The sequence below is a fragment of the Rubrobacter marinus genome (assembly GCF_011492965.1).
GTDB classification, from domain to species: domain Bacteria; phylum Actinomycetota; class Rubrobacteria; order Rubrobacterales; family Rubrobacteraceae; genus Rubrobacter_F; species Rubrobacter_F marinus.
In genome coordinates, this window is record NZ_CP045122.1 from 33,486 (window position 1) to 56,535 (window position 23,050).

23 protein-coding genes are annotated in these 23,050 nt (G+C 69.3%); 11 read left to right on the forward strand and 12 right to left on the reverse strand.

Features of this window, described 5'->3' with window-relative positions:
- Window positions 1-2: 2 nt before the first annotated feature.
- A complete protein-coding gene (locus GBA65_RS21430) occupies window positions 3-296 on the reverse strand; it encodes a ribbon-helix-helix domain-containing protein (RefSeq protein ID WP_166398678.1) in 294 nt (97 codons plus the stop codon).
- 1,655 nt (window positions 297-1,951) lie between these two features.
- Here GBA65_RS21430 and GBA65_RS21435 point away from each other — a divergent pair.
- Both GBA65_RS21435 and GBA65_RS25665 read left to right on the forward strand, forming a co-directional pair.
- On the forward strand, window positions 1,952-2,620 hold the full coding sequence (locus GBA65_RS21435; RefSeq protein ID WP_166398679.1) for a ParA family protein: 669 nt from the start codon (window positions 1,952-1,954) through the stop codon (window positions 2,618-2,620).
- Window positions 2,621-2,965: 345 nt separating this feature from the next.
- A complete protein-coding gene (locus GBA65_RS25665; RefSeq protein WP_266096634.1) occupies window positions 2,966-3,094 on the forward strand; it encodes a hypothetical protein in 129 nt (42 codons plus the stop codon).
- A 282-nt stretch (window positions 3,095-3,376) separates the two neighbouring features.
- On the opposite strand, the gene GBA65_RS21440 is transcribed toward GBA65_RS25665, so the two are convergent.
- Together GBA65_RS21440 and GBA65_RS21445 are read right to left on the reverse strand one after the other, a co-directional pair.
- A complete protein-coding gene (locus tag GBA65_RS21440; protein WP_166398680.1) occupies window positions 3,377-4,324 on the reverse strand; it encodes a ParB/RepB/Spo0J family partition protein in 948 nt (315 codons plus the stop codon).
- A complete protein-coding gene (locus GBA65_RS21445) occupies window positions 4,317-5,309 on the reverse strand; it encodes an AAA family ATPase (RefSeq protein WP_228282055.1) in 993 nt (330 codons plus the stop codon). The genes GBA65_RS21440 and GBA65_RS21445 overlap by 8 nt, the downstream gene beginning before the upstream one ends.
- Window positions 5,310-6,425: 1,116 nt before the next feature.
- On the opposite strand from GBA65_RS21445, the gene GBA65_RS21450 reads away from it, so the two are divergent.
- Together GBA65_RS21450 and atpB are read left to right on the forward strand one after the other, a co-directional pair.
- Window positions 6,426-6,914 (forward strand): hypothetical protein, encoded by a 489-nt coding sequence (locus tag GBA65_RS21450; protein WP_166398681.1) that lies wholly within the window; start codon window positions 6,426-6,428, stop codon window positions 6,912-6,914.
- Between the two features lie 1,035 nt (window positions 6,915-7,949).
- A complete protein-coding gene (atpB, locus tag GBA65_RS21455; RefSeq protein ID WP_166398682.1) occupies window positions 7,950-8,753 on the forward strand; it encodes a F0F1 ATP synthase subunit A in 804 nt (267 codons plus the stop codon).
- A 2-nt stretch (window positions 8,754-8,755) separates the two neighbouring features.
- Here the strand turns inward: atpB and GBA65_RS21460 are convergent, their stop codons facing one another.
- The 8 genes from GBA65_RS21460 to GBA65_RS21495 form a co-directional block, all read right to left on the reverse strand.
- On the reverse strand, window positions 8,756-9,469 hold the full coding sequence (locus tag GBA65_RS21460; RefSeq protein WP_166398683.1) for a hypothetical protein: 714 nt from the start codon (window positions 9,467-9,469) through the stop codon (window positions 8,756-8,758).
- Window positions 9,470-9,975: 506 nt separating this feature from the next.
- Window positions 9,976-10,392, reverse strand: coding sequence for a YqaA family protein (locus GBA65_RS21465; RefSeq protein ID WP_166398684.1), 417 nt, complete (start codon window positions 10,390-10,392; stop codon window positions 9,976-9,978).
- A gap of 56 nt (window positions 10,393-10,448) precedes the next feature.
- A complete protein-coding gene (locus GBA65_RS21470) occupies window positions 10,449-11,294 on the reverse strand; it encodes a class E sortase (protein ID WP_166398685.1) in 846 nt (281 codons plus the stop codon).
- Window positions 11,295-11,439: 145 nt separating this feature from the next.
- Window positions 11,440-11,643, reverse strand: a complete 204-nt coding sequence (locus tag GBA65_RS21475) for a hypothetical protein (RefSeq protein ID WP_166398686.1) — start codon at window positions 11,641-11,643, stop codon at window positions 11,440-11,442.
- 262 nt (window positions 11,644-11,905) lie between these two features.
- On the reverse strand, window positions 11,906-12,724 hold the full coding sequence (lgt, locus tag GBA65_RS21480; RefSeq protein ID WP_166398687.1) for a prolipoprotein diacylglyceryl transferase: 819 nt from the start codon (window positions 12,722-12,724) through the stop codon (window positions 11,906-11,908).
- A 107-nt stretch (window positions 12,725-12,831) separates the two neighbouring features.
- Window positions 12,832-13,449: a class E sortase gene (locus GBA65_RS21485; RefSeq protein ID WP_228282056.1), complete on the reverse strand. Its 618-nt coding sequence runs from the start codon at window positions 13,447-13,449 to the stop codon at window positions 12,832-12,834.
- 339 nt (window positions 13,450-13,788) lie between these two features.
- Complete coding sequence (locus GBA65_RS21490) at window positions 13,789-14,163, reverse strand: hypothetical protein (RefSeq protein WP_166398688.1); 375 nt, start codon at window positions 14,161-14,163, stop codon at window positions 13,789-13,791.
- Between the two features lie 432 nt (window positions 14,164-14,595).
- Complete coding sequence (locus GBA65_RS21495) at window positions 14,596-16,239, reverse strand: C40 family peptidase (protein WP_166398689.1); 1,644 nt, start codon at window positions 16,237-16,239, stop codon at window positions 14,596-14,598.
- 624 nt (window positions 16,240-16,863) lie between these two features.
- Here GBA65_RS21495 and GBA65_RS21500 point away from each other — a divergent pair.
- The 4 genes from GBA65_RS21500 (at window position 16,864) to GBA65_RS26960 (ending at window position 19,470) form a co-directional block, all read left to right on the forward strand.
- Complete coding sequence (locus GBA65_RS21500; RefSeq protein WP_166398690.1) at window positions 16,864-17,496, forward strand: sortase; 633 nt, start codon at window positions 16,864-16,866, stop codon at window positions 17,494-17,496.
- 255 nt (window positions 17,497-17,751) lie between these two features.
- Window positions 17,752-17,952, forward strand: a complete 201-nt coding sequence (locus tag GBA65_RS21505; RefSeq protein ID WP_166398691.1) for a hypothetical protein — start codon at window positions 17,752-17,754, stop codon at window positions 17,950-17,952.
- On the forward strand, window positions 17,907-19,019 hold the full coding sequence (locus tag GBA65_RS21510; RefSeq protein WP_166398692.1) for a M23 family metallopeptidase: 1,113 nt from the start codon (window positions 17,907-17,909) through the stop codon (window positions 19,017-19,019). The genes GBA65_RS21505 and GBA65_RS21510 overlap by 46 nt, the downstream gene beginning before the upstream one ends.
- A gap of 337 nt (window positions 19,020-19,356) precedes the next feature.
- Window positions 19,357-19,470, forward strand: a complete 114-nt coding sequence (locus GBA65_RS26960) for a glutaredoxin domain-containing protein (RefSeq protein WP_407691137.1) — start codon at window positions 19,357-19,359, stop codon at window positions 19,468-19,470.
- Between the two features lie 307 nt (window positions 19,471-19,777).
- Here GBA65_RS26960 and GBA65_RS21515 read toward each other — a convergent pair whose 3' ends face one another.
- The gene (locus GBA65_RS21515; protein ID WP_207956401.1) at window positions 19,778-20,338 is read right to left on the reverse strand and encodes a hypothetical protein; all 561 of its coding nucleotides are present in this window, start codon (window positions 20,336-20,338) and stop codon (window positions 19,778-19,780) included.
- A 335-nt stretch (window positions 20,339-20,673) separates the two neighbouring features.
- Between GBA65_RS21515 and GBA65_RS21520 the strand changes: the two genes are divergently transcribed.
- The 3 genes from GBA65_RS21520 (at window position 20,674) to GBA65_RS21530 (ending at window position 23,046) form a co-directional block, all read left to right on the forward strand.
- Window positions 20,674-21,252 carry a TetR/AcrR family transcriptional regulator gene (locus tag GBA65_RS21520; protein WP_166398693.1) on the forward strand — a complete coding sequence of 193 codons (579 nt, stop codon included), beginning with the start codon at window positions 20,674-20,676 and terminating at the stop codon, window positions 21,250-21,252.
- A 501-nt stretch (window positions 21,253-21,753) separates the two neighbouring features.
- Window positions 21,754-22,092, forward strand: a complete 339-nt coding sequence (locus GBA65_RS21525; RefSeq protein WP_166398694.1) for a hypothetical protein — start codon at window positions 21,754-21,756, stop codon at window positions 22,090-22,092.
- A 342-nt stretch (window positions 22,093-22,434) separates the two neighbouring features.
- The gene (locus tag GBA65_RS21530; protein ID WP_166398695.1) at window positions 22,435-23,046 is read left to right on the forward strand and encodes a class E sortase; all 612 of its coding nucleotides are present in this window, start codon (window positions 22,435-22,437) and stop codon (window positions 23,044-23,046) included.
- Window positions 23,047-23,050 lie beyond the last annotated feature (4 nt).

The window sequence follows — 23,050 nt, forward strand, 5'->3', positions numbered from 1 at the left end:
TCTCAGCGGCCGGACGAGCCGCCCGTACCCTTCGCGCCGCGGTCCTCCTCGTAGAGCTCGTCGCGGTCGAACCGGTAGCCCTCGGGGAACCCGCGCTCCTCGGAGGTGCGGTCGGACTCGGCGAAGAAGTCGTCCAGGGCAGACGACGCCCCGCGGCGGGCGCTCACCCCTCCCCCCTCCACCAGCCCGTCCAGGAGCCGCCTGACGAGCTCCGCCTCGGAGACCCCAAGCTCCCTCGCCCTGCGCTTCAGCGCCCGGTCGTGCTCATCGCCTATGTAGAGCTGCTTCCGTATCATTCCTACATCATATACATCAACAGCCCGCAGCACAAAGTGTCGCGTCCCCGTGCACGAGGACCGAAGCTGCGCCGCGTACCCACCCCACGCGCTTGCACGATCGTCGCTCGCGGATCCCTGTTTTCGGCGGTGCGCCGATCACCGCGCCGGGGATCCGCTTCCTTTCGCGTTCCTTTGCCCGCCACCCCACCACGGCGGGCCCCGACCGCCCGGCGTGATGGGTCCCCACAGTTCGGACGAGCTATTGGGCGTAGTTTTGGCGAGTGTCGTACCCGGGTGGACGAACGGGTCGAATCGGCCGCGGGACTCGCCGGCCCCTACATCTTGCGCAAACGAAAAGTGGTCGCGGGTTCTGCGCGTACTGCCCCTTGGGAACCCCCGACCGCCGGTTATCGTCCGCTTAGCAACACTCGTTCGGACCGCTACACGTAGTAAGGGGGCACGTCCTTGGAACAGCTGGCCGCTCTGGGCCTCGCGATCTTCTACCTCGCCGTCGTCGCCGCGGGCGCCTGCTCTGCGCTCTGGATCCTTCTGTGGCTATTCGGGGAAGCGCCTGACTAGCGCCAGGGTACCGCGCACGGAGACGTCGAGGGGGCGCCGGGCACCGTCCGTTCCGGACCGGCAGGCGTACGCCCGGCGCCGGCCGTGAGCGAGCACTCGAAGGAAAAGGCAGCGTGAAGCGGCGGGCTTCCCGGGGCCGACGAGCCTCGAGCGGCCCGACTTCCGCTGCGCTCGGCCGCGAACCACTGCCCACGACGCATAGAGCAGCGGGCGCCGACACCGGTCGTGGTCGAGGGCTTCGAGGTCCTCGAGCAAGGAGACCGCCAGCGAAGCCGTAGCCCCAGGACACCTTTCGGACGCCTCCCCCCCCCGCCCTCCTGGTCCTGGCTTCAGTGAACCCCTCCCCCACCTCGACCGTCTTCTTCATCCTTCCGCGCACCAATGTCGCTCCTCCCCGCCTAACGATCCTCCTCCGTCTTCTTTGGGTCCCCTCGACTCAGAGGAGCGCGACTCGTCACCACGGGTACCGGACCACGACGACGTCCCGTGCGTCACAGGACCGGCTTTCGCCTTCCCAGAAGCTCCGCGGCGCCCCTGTCGACTCGGCGCGATTCACGAAAAGACGCGCCGCGCGTCCCCGGAGCAACAGCCGCGACCGTACCGTCGGCTCGAGAGCAGATATTTAGTGCATACCCGGAAATGCAGAAAAGATCGATTCTCGGGCCGCCCGGCGGGGCGGCCCCCGGAGGTGGTGTGAGCACGGTTGGCGAAGGGGGCGCAGCCATCGAAACGAACGCGCCGGCGTTTTGCGGTACGAAAGGTCCCCGGAGCCTACCCGTCATCCCGCGAGAGGGGCCTGAGAGCCCTTGTGAGCGCTTTTAAGGCCTCTTGGATGGTCCGGGGCGCGGAGAGGGGGAACGTCGGCGTGGGGCGGCACTCCTGAGCCTCTCCTCCGAGGGCGTCGCGTCCGGTACGCAGATCCCCAGGCCCGGTCCCGCCCCACGGGCCCAAAGAATAATTACAGATATCCGAAAATCCGTCTAATATTCGTAAAGTTGCGGGCTACCCGGTGGATCTGTAGTGTGGGGAGGTCGAGGACGCGCGGTCCGCGAAACGCTGAGGTTTCGGGCGGAAGCAGAGGATGGGATGGGGCGATGAGGATAAACGTGCTGGGGGACAAGGGGGGCGTCGGCAAGAGCGTCACGGCAGTGCACCTGGCGGCGGTCTTGGGGCTGCGGTTCGGGGAGGCGACGACGGCGCTCGTCGACGCGGACCCGAACGGGAGCGTCTTGAGGTGGCGCGAGAGGGGGCGCCGGGACGAGGGCGAAGGGGAAGAGGCGGGCTGGCCGTTCGAGGTGATGGGGCCGGAAGACGGCGGGGGATGGACGCGCTACGAGAACGTCGTCTTCGATTCCCAGGGGAGACCGAGCGAGGCGGACCTCAGGGCGGCCGTCGAGGGGAGCGACCTGATCGTGGTCCCGACGACGCCGGAGGGGCTGGCGATAAACACGCTCATGCCGTTCGTGGAGGCCATCGAGGAGATGGGCGGGAGGGACCGCTACCGGGTCCTCATCACGATGGCTCCGTGGTGGAACCGGTCCGCCTCGCACCTCGGAGGGCTCCTCGAGAGGGAGGGCATTCCCGCGTTCCGAAACCACGTCCGGCGCCGGCAGGCGTTCGACACGGCGGCCGTCACAGGGCGGCTGGTGTATGAACTCTCCGACCGGCGGGCGCGTGACGGCTGGAGGGACTACGAGGCGGTCGGCGAAGAGGCGATCGAGGCGATCATGGGGGCGCGTCGCAGGACGCTCCGGGGGAGGTAGGCCAGGTTGGGTGTGAGGAGAAGGAGGGGGGGCGCGAGGACAGCCCGCTCGCGGGCCTGCTTCAGCGCAGTCCCCGCCAGGAACAGGACGAGGCCCCCGAGCGAGAGGTAGCCTCCCGCCAAATAAGACAGGGGGACGGCCAAGCGCCGCTTAGTGATGCGGGCGTGGGGAGGAGCGGCGGGGAGGCTCCGGCCAGGCCCTCGAGCGGCCCGAGGCGCGGCGCGGCGCGGCTGGCCCCACCAGGAAGCCGGCTCCGAAGAAGCGGGGGAGGCCGCGCGGGGGAGGCGCAGCAACCCCGACTACGTCCAGATATCGGCCCGGATCCACAAGGACGTCAGGTTCTCCTTGGAGAGGGTCCTCGCCGAGCGCAGCGAGCGGGAGGGCCGCTACGTCGAGATGGCGCAGGTGATCGAGGACCTCATGCGCTTCTACGTCGAGCACGGGGACCCCTACGAGATGCTCGAGGACGGCTAGGCCCTCCTCTTCCGGGACCGGCGGCAGGGTTGCACCCCGGCCGCGGCACGTCCACTTATGCGAGACGCGCGACCGCTCCTCTCGCGCGGTCGCTCATCGGAAGCGCTCGGCCGAATCTGCCTCTTCGGAGAAGCCGTCGGATCTCGGAGGGAGCAACTCACCCACGGCGGCCGCGTCCAGCAGCCGCCACCAGACCGGAGGGCCGCGGGCTTGGCGAGGTTCCGGCGCGGCAAGGCGCAGCAAGGCGCGGCAGGCGTGCTACACGGCTCGCCTCGGAGGGGGCTAGCTCCTCAGTAGTTCTTCCATCTGGGCCAGCAGCGATGCCAAGCGCTCCCTCTTGTCGCGGTCCTTCAGGGCTCCGCGCCGTCTGAGATTCTTGGCCAGCGCCGACGCCCTGGAGGGGAGGTCCGCGGGAGATGGGGGAACGGTCGTGACGGTGAGGGCCCTGGCCCGCTCGCGAACGCTCGCGAGCGGGAGGTCTTCCTCCATCACCTCCCGCAGAAGCGCGCGCCTCTTGCCCTCGTCCCGGATCCGCGCGACCACCAGAGCCTTGGTGTACGCGATCCGCCCGGCGCGCAAAGCTTCGAGGACCTCGTCCGGGAGGTTCAGGAGGGGCAGGCGGTTCTTTACGAAGGACTCCCAGGTCATCGTTCCCAGAGCCTCGAAGACCGCGACCACGGCCTCCTCCTCGGGGATACCCATATCGTTATGGGTGGGTCCGCGGGAGGCGGAGAGGCTCTTCTTGCGGTTGCCCATGGCGTAGAGGAGCGAGACCACCTCCTCGGAACCCTTGCCGAGCCCCTCGGAGAGAAGCGCGAGGACGCCCTCCGTCTCTTCCACGGGGTTCAGGTCCTCGCGCTGTAAGTTCTCGAGGAGCGCGTAGCGCGCCGCCTCCCCGTTGGTCATCGCGCGGACCATCGCGGGGACCTCCGAGAGGCCCGCCCTCGTCGCGGCCCGGTAGCGGCGCTCGCCGGCCACGATCTCGTAGCCCTCCCGGTCCCCCGCGAGGGGACGCACCAGTAAGGGCTGGAGTATTCCGTTGGCGCGCACCGAAGCTACGAGCTCGTCCATGGCCGCCTCGTCGAAGTACCTCCTCGGCTGGCCCCGGTCGGGCAGGCTCAGGGCGCCCAAGGGCACGGCGCGGACATCCCCGGAGGGCCCCTTCTCGCGGGGCACCTCCCCCAGTATGCTGCGGAACAGACCCTTGCGGTCGATGGATCCCCTAGACACCGACCTTCACCCCTAAGGCCGCGAGGAGCTCGCCCGTAACGGTGCTTATCTCCTCCTCCGCCTTGCCGCCCGGGTCGTGCAGGGGCACGGGGAGCCCGGCTAAAGAGGCGTCCTTGTAGATCGCCGGGCGGTAACGGATCGGCGAGGAGACCGGGGCGATCGAGGAGAGTTGCTCGCGCATGCTCTCCTCGGACTCCCGGTCGTGGCGCGTGCGCCCGTCGAAGTGGGTGAGGGCGAACATCGAGATCTCCAGGTCGGGGGCGGCCTGGCGGTACTCCCGGACCATCTGCACCACGGTCTTGACGCCCTCGAAGCCCTTCACGTTCGTCGGCACCGGGACGACGACGTGGCGGGAGGCGATGACAGCGAGCGCCGAGAGCTGGCCGAGGGAGGGAGGAGGGTCGACGAGGACGAAGTCGTAGCCGGAGAGGCGCCTCACCGCCGAACGCAGCCGGGTCACCCCCATGATCACCCCTATAAGCTGGGGCTCGAGGCGCGCGAGCTCCAAGGTGGAGGGGATCAGGTGCAAACCGTGGGCCTCGATCGGCTCCGGAAGCTCGGGGTCCCCGGGGCTGCCGATAACCGCCGGGTACAGCGTGCGCTCCAGCGGTACCTCCTCGCGCACCCCGAGCCACGCCGTCAGGTTCGCCTGTGGGTCCGCGTCGATCAGGAGGACCCGAAACCCCAGGGCACGAAGCGCGTAGCCCAGGTCCCTCGCCGCGCTGGTCTTGCCGACACCGCCGGCGTGATTGAAGAAAGAGAGCACCCTCGTCTCCGTGAGGCCCACGTCGAGCTCCGCCCCGACCGCCTCGGCGTAGCGCTGCACGCTCTTCAAGGTAGGGTTGCCCCCCGGCCGCTCGAGCCTGCGGGGGATGGACTCGTTCGCCCAGCCCGCCCTCCGGGCGACCTCCTCGAGGGAGAGCCCGCGGCGCACCCGTTCCTCGCCCAGCATCGCCATCATCGCTTCGAGGTCCACGACCGTCATTTAAAGCACGGTTCGAGGCCGCCTGCCACGGCCGTCTCGGCGGAGCACAAGATGTGGTGGTGGGTGCCCAGTGAACACGCCCGCGGGTGCCAGATCGTGCACCCTTCCCCGGTTTGCCGCACACCAGGCAGCAGGAGACCGAGGGTTACCCATACCGTTATGGGTAGCCGCCGAGGACGCGGGTGACCCGCACGGTTCCCATGCAAACGAGTGGGGGCATGCAGACCCGAGGACGCGGCGGTAACGGTTTGGGGTCGTGCCCTTCGTCGTTCCGCGACCCATTCGAACGGGGCAACCCTACGACCGCAGGCGTCCTTAGGGCGGTGACGGAGGTGGTGGGGGAGGAAGGAGGCAGGTGAAGAGTCCTCGGTGGTGGCATGTCGCGGCTGCGGCGCCCGGTCCCCGCCCCCCTTCGGTGGACGCGCTCCGTCGTTCGGGTGCCGGCGACTTCTGCGCCGTAGTGCTTTCCCGCGGCCAGCGGACGCATCGCTACCGCAAGCCGTCTTCTTACGCCCGTCCTGCCGGGGCGCCCCAGCGAGGGGCGAGGAGTAGTGCGGGCTCTCTGCAATCCGCTGCCCCGGGCGGACGGCGCGGCCCTCAGAGGCACCGTGATGGTCTGCGAGAGCCGGGCCCTCGCGCAGGGGGGGCTCGAGCACCGCCTCGTCCGCTCCGGCCGGACGAGTGGCGCCTCAACTCAGGACGTTTCGCTCGGGGACGTTCGCCGTTGAACTGGCGTAGGTACCCGGGGCGAGGCCCGAGGGCGGCGGCTTCGATCGCTCGGCCGCGAACCCCGTCGTCTACCGCTACTTCGAGGATGTCGAAGGGTACTCGGCCTGCTGGCCGAGTACTTCAGAGCATCGCTCGGGAAGGGGTTCGGGACGCGCCCCCGGTAGGGGCGCCATTCTCCCTTCCGGCCAACGAGTACCGGCCATAATCTTCAATTTTGAAGATGCCCGCCGCCGCGCGATCCGGCATCATCCCTAGCGTAACGCGGCCCAGAACCCGAGGCGAGACGCGACGGACGGCGCACGAAAGGCTTCCGGCCGCGCCAACGCTCCACCGAGGCCCAGCGAAGGAGGGAAAGTGCGCTACCCCCAGCAGGCGAAAATCCGCGGCATGATCGAGCTGCTCCACAGAGGGCTGAGCAGGGCGCACGAGCGGGGCGAGTCCGAACTGCGCGTGGGCTACCTGAGCCACGGAGAGGAATCCGGGGTTTACGTGGGCGCCGCAATGGCGGGCAAGAACAGCGCGGCCGGACCGCTCGGCGTAAGCGGCGCCGAAGCCGTGGCCCTTCTCAGGTACGTCGCGGACGAAGGCTACGTGCGACTGGGCCGCGGCAGCCGCCTTTCGGGCTACACGGGTCTGGTCACGGTCGAGTACGTCACCCCGGCGGGTCTGCTCGAGATAGGCGAACTGCCCGATCCCAGGGAAACGTTCTTGGTGGGCCTGGAAGCCGCGATACGGGCGCTACGCGCGGACGCCCGCATGCCCGAAGATGCCAGGAAGAAGGGCATCGCTTGGCTCGAGGAGGGCAAGGAAACCGGCAGGCCGTTCTCGGTCGAAACCATCAGGGCGATGCTCGGGGCAGGAACACCCGCGTTGTAACCCCAACTTCCTCGCCGCCTGCGTCCCCGCCGCCCACGACGTCGCCAGCGCCGAGGCCACGCGGTCGGCGAGGTCGGGGTAGTCGCGCATGCCGGTGGCGCGCAGCCGGTTGGAGACGGCCCCGATCCTCTGGACGGCCTCGCACGGGTTGTACCAGGGCCTCCTCGATGACGGCGCGTTCTTCGTCGGCCATGCCGGGAGCACGTGGCGTCCGAGGCTGCTGGCGCTACGCCGGCAGCAGCGATCAGAATTAGGGGGTGGGTTGTGGATGCGCGGATGAAGACGAAGGCGCTCGAGATGCTGCGCCCGACGGTGGCGCGAGGGGCCAAGGCACGAGGAAGGGGAGACGCGTAATCCATGGTTCGTGTCGCAGACCTCAGAGCCTCCGGGCCAGCCTCGGTGGCCTCGGTCGGGCCGTTTTCGCTGGCAATCGACCGGCTCGCTCGTCCTCAGAAGACCCCCATTCGTCCTCGCTCCCCACCCGGATCGGGAATCCGGCGAGGTCCCGGCGTCCCACGAGCACCTGGTTCTCCGTCCCGTCGTGGCTGCTGACTGTGGTCTTGGTGTCGATCGTCTCCCCCCGCAGGCTGCTGGCGCACCGATACCAGCGGGCGGTACTCCTTGCCCATGACCGATCGTACAATCGCGATCTCAGCGCCCACCAACCCCACGCCCGGCTCCCGCGCCGGGTCGTCGTCTATGGAGGTGAACGTTGCGCCGGTGTCGATCTTCGCGACCTGCTCGACGCCCTCTTCGCCTCCAGCCGCCCGCATCCTTACGCGCTCCTCTTCCCCCACGATCGCGCCCTCGTGCGCGGGCGCGCCTTCGACGCCGGCTCCGGCGCCGGGGTCCCCATCCGGCCGAGGGCACAAGCCGTCCGAGAAGCGCTACGAGCAGCCCGCAGCTTTCGGGGCGCTACGGGTTCGTGGGGTGGTTTAAAGGTTGGCGGATAGTTTCGGAATAAGGTAGGGTACCGGGGTACGGTGCAGGCGGGAATACGGCGCCGGAGACAGAGGAAGAAAGGGTGGAGGTCTGATGGGATTGCTGGCGCTGGCGCAGGTGAGTCAGGACGAGTTGCGCAAGGAGATTTTGCACACGTGGGAGACCGCCAGGCACACGTGGGAGATCCCGATACACCTCGGCCCAATAGACATCTCCATCGACAAGAGCGTCTGGTTCTTGTTTCTCGGGACGGCGCTAACCTTCCTCATCCTGTTTATCGGGAGCAGGATCCTCAGCACGCGGCCCGGGGCGTACCAGGTGATCGTGGAGGAGCTGTACGGCTTCGGGCGTAACCTCGGCGGGCAGGTAGGGGAGGAGGGGAAGAAGTGGTTCCCCTACACGCTCTCCCTGTTCGTGTTCATCCTGGTGCTCAACCTTATAGGCCTCGTCCCGTACAGCTACCCGGTGACGGCCAACATCTCGTTCACGATCGTGCTGGCGCTCCTGACGTTCGCCCTCACGCAGTACGAGGGCTTCCGGCGCAACGGGGTCGGCGGGTACATCAAGAGCTTCGTCCCCGCCGGGCTGCCCGCCAAGCCCATCATGGTGCCGCTGATGACGTTCCTGGAGATCCTGCAGGAGTTCACCAAGCCGCTGACGCTGGCGCTGCGGCTCTACGCGAACATCCTCGCCGGTCACCTCATCATCTTCGTGTTCCTCGGTCTGATCCTGTACTTCGGGCTCAGCGGGGTTGGTCTGGTGGTGCCTGCGATCTCGGTTCCGCTCGCCGTAATCTTCTATGCATTCGAGATATTCGTGGCCGTCCTGCAAGCCTACATTTTCGCTATACTCACGCAGGTTTACATCGAGTTGGCGATGTTCCGCGAGGACCACTAGGGCTACCCGGACGCGGCACTCCGGCTCGGCAACGGTGGGCGTCGAGTAACCCCGTCCTCGACCGGGCGGCTCCGTGGGGGGAGGGGCCCGTGCTCGCCCCGCAACAGCGAACCGAGCCTGTCCCCGGCCAGGGCGCCGGTCGCGACAGCGATCGTCACCGCCGCCAGCGAGGCTGCGACTTCCAAGGGCTCCCACCCTCCGAAATCGAAGAGCGCCCTCAAGGCCCACTCGCCCCCGAGGAGCGCCGGCCCCGCGAGGAGGGCGGCGGCTAGCACGCGTCCTCCGCCGAAGTTCCTCCCAGCCCGCCAGAGCACCAGGTCGATGGCTAGGGCCGGGGCCAGGACCATCACCGGCGGGGTGAGGTGCTCGACCGAGCCCATCCCCCAGACGACGAGCAGCATCGAAGACCGGAACAGAAGGTAGACCAGCGCCACCGCCGTCGCCGCACCCGCACGACCGAAGTAGCGCGCGGCGCCCATCAGAGACACGGCGGCCAAGACACCGGCCAGCGAGGGGTAGAACAACGCATCGCGCCCCTCGATGTGGAAGTCCAACTCGCCGAGGGCGAACATGGAGAGCGAGAGCGCAGCCCCAAAGAGCCCCAACGCGACGGCCTCGGTGCCCGAAACCCCCCGCCACACCGGAGCGGCGCTGCGTGCCCCCAGGGACAGCCCCGATGTCCCCAGCGCCGCGAGCAGGCCGTAGATGCCGACCAAGCCCCCGCTACTCCCATGAGGTGCGGCGGGCTCCAGATCGTGACATCCAGACCGTACATCTCGTGCCACAAGTTGTCCAAAGGCGCCGCGGCGACCTGGACCATCGGCCCAAGCGCGGCGACGGCGAAGCCCGAGCCCGCTCCCCCGGCGAGCGCGGACCGGAGCGAGCCCGCGCCCCGCCACGCCGCGGCGAAACCGCCCAAGGCCGCTACCAGGAGGAGGCCAACCCCCGAGTACACGAAAATGTGGGGCGGAATCCAGAACGACTCCCGCCCGATCGTGGCGTGCCAGGTCACGTCCCAGTAGATCCCCCCAGCGCCCCGGCAACCGCCGCCAACCCCAGCGCGGCGAAGACACGTCCCCCGCTCCCAAAGCCCTGCCCCAACCCCCCGCCGTACCGATCATCGATCCTCCCTAGCATCGCTCTCTATATACCCCTACGGGGTATGGGCTATACTGCTACACGGCCCACCGTATGTCAAGGCTTGCGCGGAGCGGGAGGGGAATCACAGGGACGAGGCGGCCCAGGCGACGACCGCGTACCGCAGGCCCTTGCCGAGCGTCGCCCAAAAGAGAAAGGCGAGGGGGGGAATCCGGGTCGCCCCGGCGAGCGCCACGAGGGCGTCGCCGACCACGGGGACGGGGGAGAGGAGCATGGCCGGTGCTCCGAAGCGGCGGAGCAGCCTGGATGCGTGCTCCTGCCGTTTCGTGGGCTTCTTGCGCCGGGCGAGGGCGCGTGCCCCGCCGCGGCCGAGCCAGTAGGTGGTGCAAGCGCCGAGGACGTTGCCTGCCGTGGCCACCAGAACAGGGGCTAGGAGCCCCTCGCGCGAGCGGACCAGGGCGGCCAAAGCCGCCTCGGAGCCGAGCGGGAGTACCGTCGCGGCCAGGAAGCTCAGGGCGAAGAGCGCGGCGTAGGCGAGCATCCCGGCCGCTCAACCCTCTCGTCGGGGGGAGGGGTACGCGGGCGAGGGGCTAGGCCTCACGCGACCCGATCGGCCCTGACGACGAGCCGTCCGGAGTCGGGGCCGCCTCCGTAGAGGCCCGGGCCGAGCGTCCACCAGTCGTCGGGGGTCTCGGTGCAGGTCTGCAGGGAGACCACGTCGCGCCCCGGGATCGGCTGCGTCACCCAGGTGTCGGAGGGGGAGACAGCGAAGATCTCGGTGACCCGGTACTCGTAGACCCTGCCCTCGGAGTCCTCGAGGATCACCTCGTCGCCCGGCTGCATGGAGGGGAGGTCGTAGAACTGGTAGTAGCTCTCGGTGCCCGGCCAGCCGATGCGGTGGCCGGCGACGTAGGTGTTGGTGTCCCCTTCCTCCCACGGGAAGCCCGTGCCGGGGACCTTGATCGCACCGAGGTCCAACGCCTCCTGGGAGTCGTCGTTTCTTACGGTGTGGCCGTAGACGCCGAGCTTGGGGACGGTGAGGTAGGTCGTCGGGTCGTCGGGCGCCCTCGCGGCCTCCGCGGCCGCCCGCTCCTCCGCCGCCCTCCTCTCGGCCTCCTGCCGGCGCCGCTCCTCTTCCTCGGCGGCGCGCTGCCTCGCAGCCTCCTCCTCGGCCCGCTTCTCGGCGGCCGGCTCCTCGGAGACCGCTCGCGGAGGGTCGGGGACGGTCGGCTCCTCGACCCGCGCCAAGGCGCCCGCCCCGTCCGACCGCGATGCGGCCCCCGCGCCGTACAGCGCCAGCGTGCCAAGGGCCACGACGAGAAGGCCCACGAACACGTAGGCACCCGTCCGGCGCCTTACGAAGACCGGCTTGTCGCCCGAGCCGCGCCCAGACCGGTACACACGCCCGTCGCGGATACGCCGCCTGCTCTTGAACCTCTGCATAGAAACAGCGAACTCCTCTCTCTTTAGGGTCTGCTTCGCTCGGGGGCGGGCAGGGCCGGACGGCCCTGCCCGAGCCGCGTGGTAGGTCCGGCCCCGGACGCAGCGCCCCTCGCCCTGGTTACCGCCGGTGTCCCCACGGGTGGGCTCACTCGTCGCCACGTCCGTCGGGACGGTCGGAAGGCACGACAAACCAGAACGCGCCGACCCAGATCACCGCGAACAGGACCACCACCACAACGAACATCACCCAGCCCGGGGCTCCCAGCACGCCAAGCACCACCACCGCGCCGACGGTTGCGGCGACCAGCGCCACGAGCGCCGAGACCAGCGTCCGATCGCTTCTTTGCACCCTTGTCCTCCTTTTTCGTCCGTTCGGCATCCGGCGCCCCCGAGGGCGCGCTCTCGTGGCCGGAGGGAGGAAGCACGTCCTCGACGGTACAGCGGCGGCCGAGCGGCCCCTGCCCGCCTCGAACACTGGCCGCGGGCGGGGTCGCCGACCTCGTGGGACCCGCCCGGGCCGAGGCCTACCTTCCGGCGAGCGCGCCCTGCCGCGGAGCGCGGCTCGTTGCGCGGCGCGCTCCTCTCCCCCCCGACGACGGCTCGAGCCACCGTCACCCGGGCGCCCGCCTCCCGGAGGAACCCCTGGAACGGCGGAGCAAGAAGACGAGCGCAAAGCCCACCGCAAGGATGCTGCTGACGAGGAGGTTGCCGCGGAGGTCGCCGAGGAGGAAGGCCGGGTCGATGCGCAAAGCCTCGACGAAGAAGCGCCCGACGGAGTAGAGGCTCACGTAGAGCAAAAAGACGTCGCCGGCCTTCAGGCGCGAGGCGAAGCGGCGGGCGATGTAGAGGAGCGCGAAGAAGACCAGGAGGTTCCAGAGCGACTCGTAGAGGAACGTCGGGTGGAAGCTCGCCGCGTCCTCGAAGCCGTCGGGGCGGTTCTCGGGGGCGATGCGGATCGCCCAGGGAAGGTCGGAGGGACGCCCGAAGAGCTCCTGGTTGAAGTAGTTCCCCCACCGGCCGATGGCCTGGGCGAGGATCAGGCCGGGGGCCGCGGCGTCCGCGAACACCAGCGGGTTGATGCCGCGTACGCGCGCGAAGATCAGGACGCCCAAAAAGCCCCCGACGACCGCGCCGTAGATGCCGAGCCCGTCGCCCCCGATGACGGCGGGGAAGGGGTCCTCGGCGTAGAGCTCGTAGTCCGTGAGGACGTGGTAGACGCGCGCCCCGATGAAGCCTAGAGGCACCACGAAGAAGAGCGCGTCGAGGGCGAGGGCGCCGTCGTAGCCCCTCCTCGCGAGCTCCCGGGAGACGACGAAGGTCCCGACGGCGATCCCGAGGGCGATGAGGAGGCCGTACCAGCGCAGGGCGATGGGCCCGACCTCGAAGATCACCGGCGAAGGCGGGCTCGGCAGAGACAGCGCCGCAAGCAAGCTAACACTCCTTTCTATCGGGAACGCGTGCCCGGCCGCGCCCCCGTACGCCGCGCCGGCGGCGATCGGTCTTCGGCGCGCTCCTGGAGGACCCGTCCGACCTCACCCTAGACCTTCTCGGCCTGGACGATGAGCCTTCGGGAGTAGTCGGGGAGGGTGCACGTCTGCAGCGTGAGCACGTCCTTGCCCGGCACGGGCTCCGTCACGTACAGGTCCGTGGGGCTCACGACGAACTCCTTGAAGACCCTGTACGTGTACTCGTTGCCGTCGGCGTCCTCGACGAAGACCTCGTCGCCGTTCTCCAGGGCGTCGAGGTCCCAGAAGGCCAGAAAGCTCGGCTCGTTCGGGTAGCCCAGGCGGTGTCCGGCCAGGTAGGTGTTCGCCCCGTCTTCCCAGGGGAAGCCCGTACCCTCGAGGTGGATGCCGGCGTTGTTCTTGAGGGCCTCCTCGTCGTCGCCGGCGGCGTCGGGGAAGGTTGCGCCCTCGATGCGGGCCATCTTCGGGATCGTGACCCTTAGCGTCTTGTCCTCGGGACCCTGCGCGGCCTCTTCGGCCCCCCGCTCCCGCGTGGTCTCGACCTCGGGGACGTTGAAGCCCTCGGGCTCGGTACTGTTGCTGGCGGTGTTCGCCGTCCCTTGTCCGACGAAGGCGTAGGCTACGACCACCAGCCCGATCGCTACCATGGCCAGGCTCGCGACGCCGAGCAGCAAACTCCTTATACGCACCTTTCTTCCTCCTTGAGTGGTCCGAAAACCGCCGGTTCGTGTTCCCCGGGCGACCGGTACGGCGCCGCCCGGGGATTGTCTCCGGAGGTGGGACGTGTCGAACGAAACCTACGAGGGCCAGAGACCCGCCGCGCTAAACCGGGCTTCGCGAGGAACGCCCTCGCACGCCCTGCAAGGACGTGGCGGTACCCGCGGTATTTGCGGCGCCGAGAAGGTGAGCCGGATCACCCTCCGAAAAGGCCCCGCTCGTGCCGGCGGTAGACGGGGTAGGGGGGAGCACCAAGCGAACTCGTGTCTCCGGCGACACCCCGAGGTCGTCTCCCGCGGGCACGGGACGATCTACAGGCGATACACCTGCAAGGAAGAGGGTGTCGGGGCTCGCGGCGGAGGGAGCACCGGCGGCGCACGAAGCGCCCAGGATCGGCGAGGAAGCGGCAGGCCGCGCCACCCGCGAACGTCGCGCAGCCGCGTCCACGCGACCGCCCCGACGACGGCGACGAGGATCGCGGCGGCGTAGCTCGCCACGTCTGCGTCCCACGCGTGCGGCCCTGCTCCGTCGGTCGCGGCGGGCGTGACGTGCGCAGCGTGCCCCTCCACGGCCCCCGCCAGCTCGAACAGAAGCTGGTGTTCGGCAGCCCCGTAGGCGCCGTGGCAGGCGAGCAGCGCCAGCACCAGGAGCGGCGCCAGCACCCTCTTCGTCCGCTTCCTCAGCACCGCGAGAACGTCCGCTGTCTCGAGTTGATCATCGATGCGCGCATTCTAGCCCACCCATTGAAAAAGCAGGACCTACGGGCCGTGCACAGACTGCCTTACCGCGGGCGCCCGTTCGTCCTCGACGACGGGCACGACCGCTCGTCCACGAGCCTGAGGCGCAGGGCGCTCGCGTGCGCCCCCCGCGTCACGGCCTCTTGCAAGCCTCGGGGCAAGCCCGCCGGTGCGGGTCCTGGTGAGCTGGCGACGGCCAGAGGCCAAAAGCGCGACGCTCTCGTTGCACCGGCCGCGTGGCTCCCGCCGCGGGCCGGCGGCGGCGCGCGCGAAGAGCGGCGTGCCGACGCACACAGGGTCGGCACGCCCAAGAGAAGAGCGACGGTGAGGCAAGAGGGGCGGGAGGCGGCGCGCTACGGGCCGCCTCCCGCCCCGCACGCCCTAGATCAGCCTCCGCGCGCCCACGTAGCCCTGAATGTAATCGATGGGCGTCTCGGTCGCGTAGCCGGCGAAGGCTGAGGCGTGCACGGTCGTCCCCCTGCCCGTGGCGATCCCGACGTGGGTTATGGTCCCGCTGCCGTCCTCGCTCCAGAGGAGCAGGTCGCCCGCCTGCGGGGGGCCCTGCACCGGGACCCCGTACCCCGGCAGCGCGTTCGGCACGTCCGGCAGCGAGATGCCGAACGCCCCGTAGACGACCTGCGTGAAGCACGAGCAGTCCATCATCTCGTAGGGCACGCAAACCTCCTGGCCGCCGAGCACGTAGGGCGTGCCCATGTACTTGGCCCCCTCGGCGACGATGGCCTCCCCGGTGGCGCTGCCGGCCGAGGCAGGCTCCTCCGCCGGGGGCGGGGTCTGGGCCCCGGCAACGGGGCTCACGGGCTGCGCGCCGCTCGTGGCCGGCTCGTACTGGTCTCCACCGGCGTCGCCGCCGTTGCCGTACTGGTCCGCCGCGGCGCCGGAGCCGTACTGGTCGGCGGCGGGCTGCTGCTGCGGAGCCAATTCTGCTTGCTGCTGGGCCGCCTGCTGTTCGGCGGCCGCCTGCTGTTCGGCGTAGCGCTCGGCCTCGAGTTGCTCCGCCCGAGCGGCCTCCTCCGCTGCCCGCTCGGCCGCGAGTCGCGCCTGCCGGGCCTCTTCGGCCGCCGCTCCGGCCGCTCGTTGCTCGGCGGCGTACTGCTGCTCGGCGGCCTGCTGCTCGGCTGCCGCAGCGGCTTGGCGTTCGGCCTCCTCGGCCGCGATCGCCTGCTCGGCGGCGATCTGCTCGGCCTCGGCCCGCTGCGCGGCCGCCTGCTCGGCGGCGAGCCTCGCCTGACGACGGGCCTCGGCTCGCTCCGCCCTCTCGGCGGCGAGGTCGCGGGTTGGGGCCGCCTCGACCGGGGCGATCCCGGCTACCGGATCCACCTCGATGGTCTTCTCCCCACCCACCTCGTTTTTCGGCGCGGCCGAGGCGACCCGGAGCGGTTCGGCGGGCCGGGCCGGAGCGGGCGCGACAGGCACCTGCGCGGTCTCCCTCCCGACGGGCTCCGCGGGGGCGGGCCGGACCGCGGCCGGCGTCGCCTCGGCTATGCTCGCGCGCAGCCTCTCGCCGGCGGCCCGGGCCTCTTCGGCCCCTTGGGCCTGCTCGGCCTCGATCTCCGCCCGCATCTTCGCGTCCAGCGAGGCAAGGTAGTCTTGGATCTCGGCCTCGAGGCCGGCGATACGGTCCTGCTGCCCCTCGGCCTCGCGGATGGCATCCTCTCGCAGATCGCGCTGGGACTCGAGCTCGGCCTTCTTCTCGGTGAGCGCGTCCCGGCTCACCCTCGCTGCGTCGAACGTCGCGCGCTCCCTGATGAGGAGCCGCGCCCACAGCTCGAGCCTGTTGGCGAATTCGGTGAAGCTCTGAGCCCCGACCAGGACGTCGACGAAGCCTACGTTGCCGCTCTTGTACATCTGGGACGCCCTCGCCTCAAGCTGCGCCTTCGCCTCGGCGTACTCACGCTCGGACGCCACGAGCTCTTCGTTCGTGGCCGCTATCTCCTTCTCCAAGCCCCCGAGCTGGTACAGCGCGTCGCTGCGCTGCGCGTCCGCCGCCTCGGCCTCCATTCGCATCTCAGAGATCTTCTCCTGCGCCGACCCGATCTCCCCCTGCGCACCGGCCTCTTCCCCTGCGGCGCGGCCCCGCCACCATCCCGAACGACAACACGCCAACCATCAACAATCCGACAAGCATCCCTGCGCGAAACGGTCGCGGCATAACGCCCGGGCTCCTTCCCCTCGCCTACGCATATACGTTGTGTTAAAGGGGATTCCGACCGATCCCCCTCCTAGGTCGGGCACTGTAAGGAGATCGCCCGCGTGCTGCAATACCCCCGTACCCTTAAAAGGAGGCCCGGAGCCACGAATCCGGCTGGAGAAAGGCAGATACATGTCTTCGGAACGAAATCTTTTTTTAATATTTCTTAACTTTTGTAACGCGGTGGCAACCTCCATTGCAGCGCTGAGGGATTTCCCCGTCGAGGTTCTCGGGTGCCGTTTGGTCCCGCGGCGCGATCGGAACGCCCGGGAAAACGGCGAATCGCTGCCGGGGCGCGACCGCGCGAGATCTCGGGCGAGTTGGGCGCGGTCGAGGAGTCCGGTCCGACCATGTGCGGCGGCGAAGGTGCCGCTCGCGTCCTCGCGGTCCCGCTCCGAGGATCTTGCTGGACATACCGTGGTGGGGTACCCTGGCTACCGATGTTCAAGAGCCTCAAAGCATCGCTGCTGCTCGTCTCGCTCGCGTTGTTGGGGTTGGGGGCGTTGCCTGCCTACCCGACGACGGAGACCGCATCCCTCGACCTGCGCCCAACGGAGGTCGAGAACGCCAGGACGCTCCTCGGCGAGAGCCCGGGGGGCGAGAAGGCGCAACCGGGGAGCGGGGGCGGGAGGGACGCCGGCACGGCGGGGCCGGGGGGCGCTCCGATGACGCTTTCGATCCCCAAGCTGGGGCTCGAGGACGTGGAGGTGCCTACCGCCGACAGCCAGGTTGCGCTCGACCGGGAGGGGATCATCCGCTTGAAGGGGACCGGTTCCCCGTGGCAGGAGGGCTCCAACACCGTCATCGTCGGCCACGCCTTGGGGTACGTGTTCACCAAGGTTCCATACGTCTTCTACGAGCTCGACGAGATGGAGCCGGGGGACGAGATCGTCTTGGAGAACCAGGCCGGCGAGGAGTTCACCTTCCGCGTCTACGACCGGCTGGTGGTACGCCCCGAGGACTACTGGGTTACCTACCCCGTCCAGGACAAGACGATCGTCTCGCTGCAGACCTGCACCCCGATACCCTCCTTCGAGAAGCGGCTCATCGTGCGCGCCGAGAGGGTGGGTTAGATGAGCAGTGCACGGGCGCTCTCTCGCGCCCGGCCGCGTGCGGGAGCGGGGCGAGGAGGCCGGGGGGCTTAAACTTCTGCGGCCTTTGTGCCGAACACGGTGGTGAGGGTGCTTTTGCGTACGAAGCTGGAGGGGGAACGCAATGCATAAAGGAGCGTTGGCGGCCGCGGTATTAGGTATGGCCATGGCTCTGGGGCTTGTCGGGCAGTCCGCGAGCGCGGGGCCCAAAAGGACCTCGCCCGGGGCCAGAAGACGGTGGACCGCGTGGTCGGGGCTTCGGTGGTCCACCCGAAAGGCCTCGTCGTGGAGCGGGAGAAGTTCAAGGAGGACGGTACCTACGGGTTCACGCTGTGGCGACCCGCCTCGGGCGCCTCGCGCGGGCACGGTGGGGGCAGGAGGGGGGGGAGCCCGTGGCTCGCGTCGCGCTCGCTTACGACCTCGAGCCCGAGGACGTAGAGAAGGTCGTGCGGGAGAAGCTCGCCGCCCTCGAGGACGTGCCGGCGAGGAGGGAGACGGTGAGCGTCGGCAAGAACGAGCTCAAGGGCGTGGCGGTCGGTCCCGTGCCGGGCAGCACCCCCTCCACGGAGGTGTACGCGTCGACCGAAGGCAGGGTGTACCGGATAAACGTCTACGGGGACGGGCTGGACGCCGGGGATAGGGAGCTGCTCTCGAGCCTAAAGTTCGATCGCCCCTCCCGCTCGGCCGCCTCTCTCGGGGCGCTCCCGGATGCGAACGACCCGAAGACCTACTACAAGAACGGCGGAGAACTTCGGGAGCGGGAGGAGGCGGCCCGCGGGGGCAACGAGAAAGGGGGATCTGAGCGGACTGCCTCGATGACGGCGGCCGAGGTGCCCAGGTACGCCGAGAAGAGGATCGCCGAGGGCTGCTGGCTGGCCCAGAGCACCTTCTTCTTCCAGACCCAGCACGGCAGGTACGCCAACCGCAGCGCAAGCGACGGTATCCCGACGGGCTTCACCCGGCTGGGCTCGCCCAACTACTGGGGGCAGTACACCCACGGCAACCTCGGCTACGGGCGGTGCGCCTCGACCTACTACACCAACGACAAGTTCGCCATCGACTACCCCCTGAACTTCGGCGACGCCGTCTTCTCGCCGTTCAAGAGCGGCACGGTGACCTTCGCCGGGCGCAACTCCTCGCACAAGAATTACGGCGTCTTCGTGGTGATCAAGGCCGACAACGGCAAGTACGTCAACCTCTCGGCGCACCTGAGCGGCCTCGCCCCGGGGATACGGCCGGGCGCGAGGGTCACCGACGCGACGATCATCGGCTACGCGGGCGACACGGGAGACCCCAGCGTCCCCGTCGGCCCCCCGCACCTCCACCAGGCCTTCTACCGCTCCCCGGGCTTCCTCGCCGACGGCTCGCCCTACGGCGGTACGGGCCTGCAGGTAGTCTTCCACCGCTACGTCGGCACCGCGGCGCGGACGAGCCCGGGCGTCTACAAGTACGGCTGGTCCAAGACATCGACGCAGCTGGCCAAGGGTTCCCTGATCAGCAACTGAACCTCGCGCGCAGGAGGCGAGGGCGGCCCTCCTGGGTCGTCGCTCCCCCGAAACCTCGCCCGCAGCCCCGCCGCGAGGGACGCCGGGCCTCGGGGTGCCGCTATCGGCGGGAGGGCCTCGCCGGGAGCGCTCGGTGCGCGGTAGGCGTCCTTTGCGCCACCCCCATTGCTCTGAGGTAACAGGGAACCGACGCATCCGGCGCGCCTGAGGCGGACGCGATCGCCGGCTGGAGCCGTAACCGTATCCGCCGGGTCGGCGGAAGCCAGCGAGAGAAAGGGCTGCGGCGGTGAGTCGGGAAGAAGCGGACGTAGTGGCGTACGCACAGAAACCCGGGTGATTGTTCTGCGACAGGACGGATGAGTTCCTCCGCGAGAGTGGCGTGCGGTTTGCGGTGAGGAACGTGGTCGAGGACGACGGCACCATGGCGGAGCTTACGCGCATGGAACCCTGACCACCCCCGTAACCGTGATCGGGAGCAACCGGGGCAAGGAGGTCGTAGTCGGCTTCGACCGGGCGGGGCTGGAGCGGGTGCGCTAGTACTCCACGAGACGTTGCGCTAACGATTCGCCGCGGGCTCAAACGTCGCACCGTCTCCGCCTCGGCTCGCTGCCGACCACCACCGTCGCGGCCCCCAGCGCGAGCATGCGCCCGGCGCCGAGGTCCTCGAAAAGAGCGCAGCTACCGGCAGCGCTGAGGGCGAGGTGACCGCCGTCGGGGACGAAGTCTTGGAGTCCGAGGCCGAGCAGCGATCATCCCACCTACGTCCCGCGTAAGGTGCGCCGCTCGTCTTGCTTGCTCCGCCGCACCGCTCCACGCCGCTCGTCCTGCTTACGCCACCCGTACCGGGTCATGCCCCGCGGCTTGTACACGTTCAGCACCAAGATCACGAGCAACACCACCGTACCGCCCACGGAGTGGACCAACGTGCTCCCCAGCGCGTGCAGATCGTCGCCGGAGGTCGTGGGATCCGCCGCTACGCCCGCGAAGTAGCTCACGGTCTGCGTCTGCACCAGCAACACGAACGTGGCAACCACGGTCAGAAGGAGCGAGATCAGAACCCAGTAGTGCCTGAACAAGCCCCACCTGGTCCCCACGGACACGACGAGCCCCGTCAGCAGCGAGGCGAGGGCCAACGGGACGACGACGTACCAGGCGATCCACTCCATCCCGATGTAGGCGACGCGCAGCGTTTGGGCATCCCGGCCCATCGCCGCCGCAACGTCGAGAGCTACGTAGCCGGCGACCGCGCCGACCCAGCCGACCGAGGTCGCGATGTGCGCGGCGAGCGCGAACTTGCGGACGCGGGGCGTCATGATCATCCGCGGCCAACCTCCGGCGCTGCTTGGCCTTCCAGCACGCTCGAGGGCGGTAACTGGCCACCGGCCTCACCGGACGACGCGTGGCGGCCGGGGCCGTGCGCACCTCCGATGAACGCCCTGGCGAAGACCATCAGCAGGATCAATGCGATGACGACGATTCCGCAAGCTTTCACCCAGCGTGGCATGCCTGGGTAGGGGGGCGGCTCAGCCACGTGCATCTCCTCTCCTCGCGCGTGGTCGTCGAAGTTCTGGTTTATCACAGCAGCAGTTTATCTGTACAGTATGTCTCTAGCAAGTCATAGTGTTTACATATCGTCGTAGCGTATAATTGGCTGGTGCCGAAGCTGTGGAACGAGACGATAGAGGCGCACCGCCGCGCGGTGCGCGACGCGATCCTCGACGCCGCTTGGGTGCTTGTGGCCGAGCACGGGCTGACGTCGGTCAGGATGTCGCGGATCGCCGAGGAGACCGGCATCGGGCGCGCGACGCTGTACAAGTACTTTCCGGACGTCGAAGCGATCCTGATCGCGTGGCACGAACGCCACGTCGCCGATCACCTCGAACGTCTCGTTGAGCTCCGCGACCGAGTCGGCGACGCCGGCGAGCGCCTCGAAGCGGTGCTCGAGGCTTACGCGCTCATCTGCCACCGCCGCGAGCACCGCGGCACGGAACAGGTCGCGGCGCTCGTGCACCGGGGTGAGCCCGCCGCCCGGGCGCAGCGGCAGCTTATCGGCCTGTTCCGAGACTTGCTGACCGAGGTCGCCGAGACCGGCGTCGTCAGGGACGACGTAGCGCCCGACGAGCTCGCGAGCTACTGCCTCCACGCCCTCGCGGCGGCCGGCAGCCTACCGTCCGAGGCCGCGGTTCGCCGGCTCGTCGCGGTCACCCTAGACGGGTTGCGCCCCCCGCATTGACCCGTTCCGATGCCTCCGGGGCGGGCAACCCCACCGAACGCTTCGCCTCGAGACCGCCGGTCTGTACGCCGCGGACGAGGAGGGGGCGTTCTCGGAGATGCAGGAGACCGCCCGGTGGCCGAAGCCGGCCACGTCGCTCACCACTACCGCAGGTGTTTGCGTAACCTCGTCGATTCCTTTGAGGCCTATGCCCGGGCGCTAATGACGGCGACGCCCTGGTGGTGTGCGTCAACGCCTCTCGATCGTTGCCGTGGCATTCACCCAGGTTCAAGTACCCCGCTGCCCCGCTGTCCCTCGAGGGAACCCGACGGCGGGGTGGCCTGCTCGTAGGCGGCGACGAGCGTCGGCCCGCGAACTCTCTCTATGCGCGGGAGGAGGGGAGCGCACCGTTGAGCTCCCTTGAGAGGCGCTAAGAACGCGATAATATGCTCGACTGAGACCGGGTCTTCTGGGCGGAGGCGGACTGGTTTGGTACGCGGGACGATAGTTCGGAAAGCACTTTTGCCCCTGCTGTTGGTGGTGGCGCTACTCCTCTGCCACGGGGCTTTCGGTCCCGCCGACCGGTTCTTCCTGAGCGGCTCGGGCCCCGCGGCGGGGCACTTGGCCATCGCGGGCTCCACCACGGATCAGGGGGGGACCGCGAACTCTGAGGCCCCGGACGACTACTACGCCGTAGCCCTACTCCTAGCGGTGGGGGCGCTGTCGTGGGCGCGGCTCGCTCGCGCCCTCCCGGGCAGCCCGATCCGGGTGATGCGGGCGTTCGGACGCCGTCCTCGGCCCGCCGCCCCCCAACGCTCGCGCGGACCCACCGTCTTCCTTCTGCAGGTGATCCGGCTGTAAGGCTCCCCCTGCCTCCAGGAAGGAGGGGGTCGACGGAGAGGGGAGGCCTCCGCCTCGCGGCGAGCCGCGCGGGCACTCTCCGCAGGACGCGCACCTACCTCTCGCGCCGTCCGCTGCGCCGCTGCCCGCGAGGTCACCTCCGGCCCGCAGGGACCACGCGAGCACCCGGCCGGGTGCCGCTGCTGCGCCCCCTGTAGCGGGTTGTTTGCGCCCGCGAGGCACGGGGGCGCGGGCGGCTCGCGCCACCGACCCTCCCTTCACCGAGCGGGCCTCGCGATCGGGGCTCCGTTCGGTCGACCGAGGAGAACCGAGACCGGAATTGGGAGCGAGAAAGGGTTGCGCATGAGAAGTTTGCTGTTGGCCGCGTTGAGCGTGCTCCTTATGGCCAGCGGCGCGGTGCTGGTGGCCTACTTTGCGCTCGGCTTCAGCACCCGCTACACCGCTCAGGACGGGGCCGGCGCCGGGAGTTTCGACGTGCCCGTGCTGGAGAGCGCGGTGGATGCGCGGAGCACGTCCGTCGAAGGTCCGGAGGACAAGACGCTGAAGGTGACGGTCCCCGAGATGGCCCGCGTCAAGAACGCCGTGGTCCCCGACGCCGCCGGAGACGACCAGGAGGCGCTGAGAAACAACGTCGCGATACACCTCAAAGGGACGGGCTTTCCGTGGCAGGAGGGGGCGAACACCTACCTGGCCGGACACCGCCTGGGGTACCCGAACACCGACTCCTTCCTCGCGTTCTGGGACCTCGACGCCCTGGAGAGAGGCGACGAGGTCTTCGTCGAGGACGCCGACGGCAACGAGTACAGGTACGAGGTCTTCAGGGAGGCGGTCGTCGAACCGACGAACCTTGAGGTGACCCGGCCCGTGCCGGGCAAGGACGTGCTCACGCTGCAATCTTGCACGCTGCCGGACTACTCCCAGCGCCTCATCGTCCAGGCCGAAAAGGTGGGTTAGGGAC

What these genes read in the sequence shown, in the direction of transcription:
- GBA65_RS21430 (WP_166398678.1), bottom strand. Translation starts at nt 296, where the DNA reads ATGATACGGAAGCAGCTCTACATAGGCGATGAGCACGACCGGGCGCTG.
- GBA65_RS21435 (WP_166398679.1), top strand. Translation starts at nt 1,952, where the DNA reads ATGAGGATAAACGTGCTGGGGGACAAGGGGGGCGTCGGCAAGAGCGTC.
- GBA65_RS21445 (WP_228282055.1), bottom strand. Translation starts at nt 5,309, where the DNA reads ATGACGGTCGTGGACCTCGAAGCGATGATGGCGATGCTGGGCGAGGAA.
- GBA65_RS21450 (WP_166398681.1), top strand. Translation starts at nt 6,426, where the DNA reads ATGATCGAGCTGCTCCACAGAGGGCTGAGCAGGGCGCACGAGCGGGGC.
- atpB (WP_166398682.1), top strand. Translation starts at nt 7,950, where the DNA reads ATGGGATTGCTGGCGCTGGCGCAGGTGAGTCAGGACGAGTTGCGCAAG.
- GBA65_RS21465 (WP_166398684.1), bottom strand. Translation starts at nt 10,392, where the DNA reads ATGCTCGCCTACGCCGCGCTCTTCGCCCTGAGCTTCCTGGCCGCGACG.
- GBA65_RS21470 (WP_166398685.1), bottom strand. Translation starts at nt 11,294, where the DNA reads ATGCAGAGGTTCAAGAGCAGGCGGCGTATCCGCGACGGGCGTGTGTAC.
- GBA65_RS21495 (WP_166398689.1), bottom strand. Translation starts at nt 16,239, where the DNA reads ATGCGAATGGAGGCCGAGGCGGCGGACGCGCAGCGCAGCGACGCGCTG.
- GBA65_RS21500 (WP_166398690.1), top strand. Translation starts at nt 16,864, where the DNA reads ATGTTCAAGAGCCTCAAAGCATCGCTGCTGCTCGTCTCGCTCGCGTTG.
- GBA65_RS21515 (WP_207956401.1), bottom strand. Translation starts at nt 20,338, where the DNA reads ATGATCATGACGCCCCGCGTCCGCAAGTTCGCGCTCGCCGCGCACATC.
- GBA65_RS21530 (WP_166398695.1), top strand. Translation starts at nt 22,435, where the DNA reads ATGAGAAGTTTGCTGTTGGCCGCGTTGAGCGTGCTCCTTATGGCCAGC.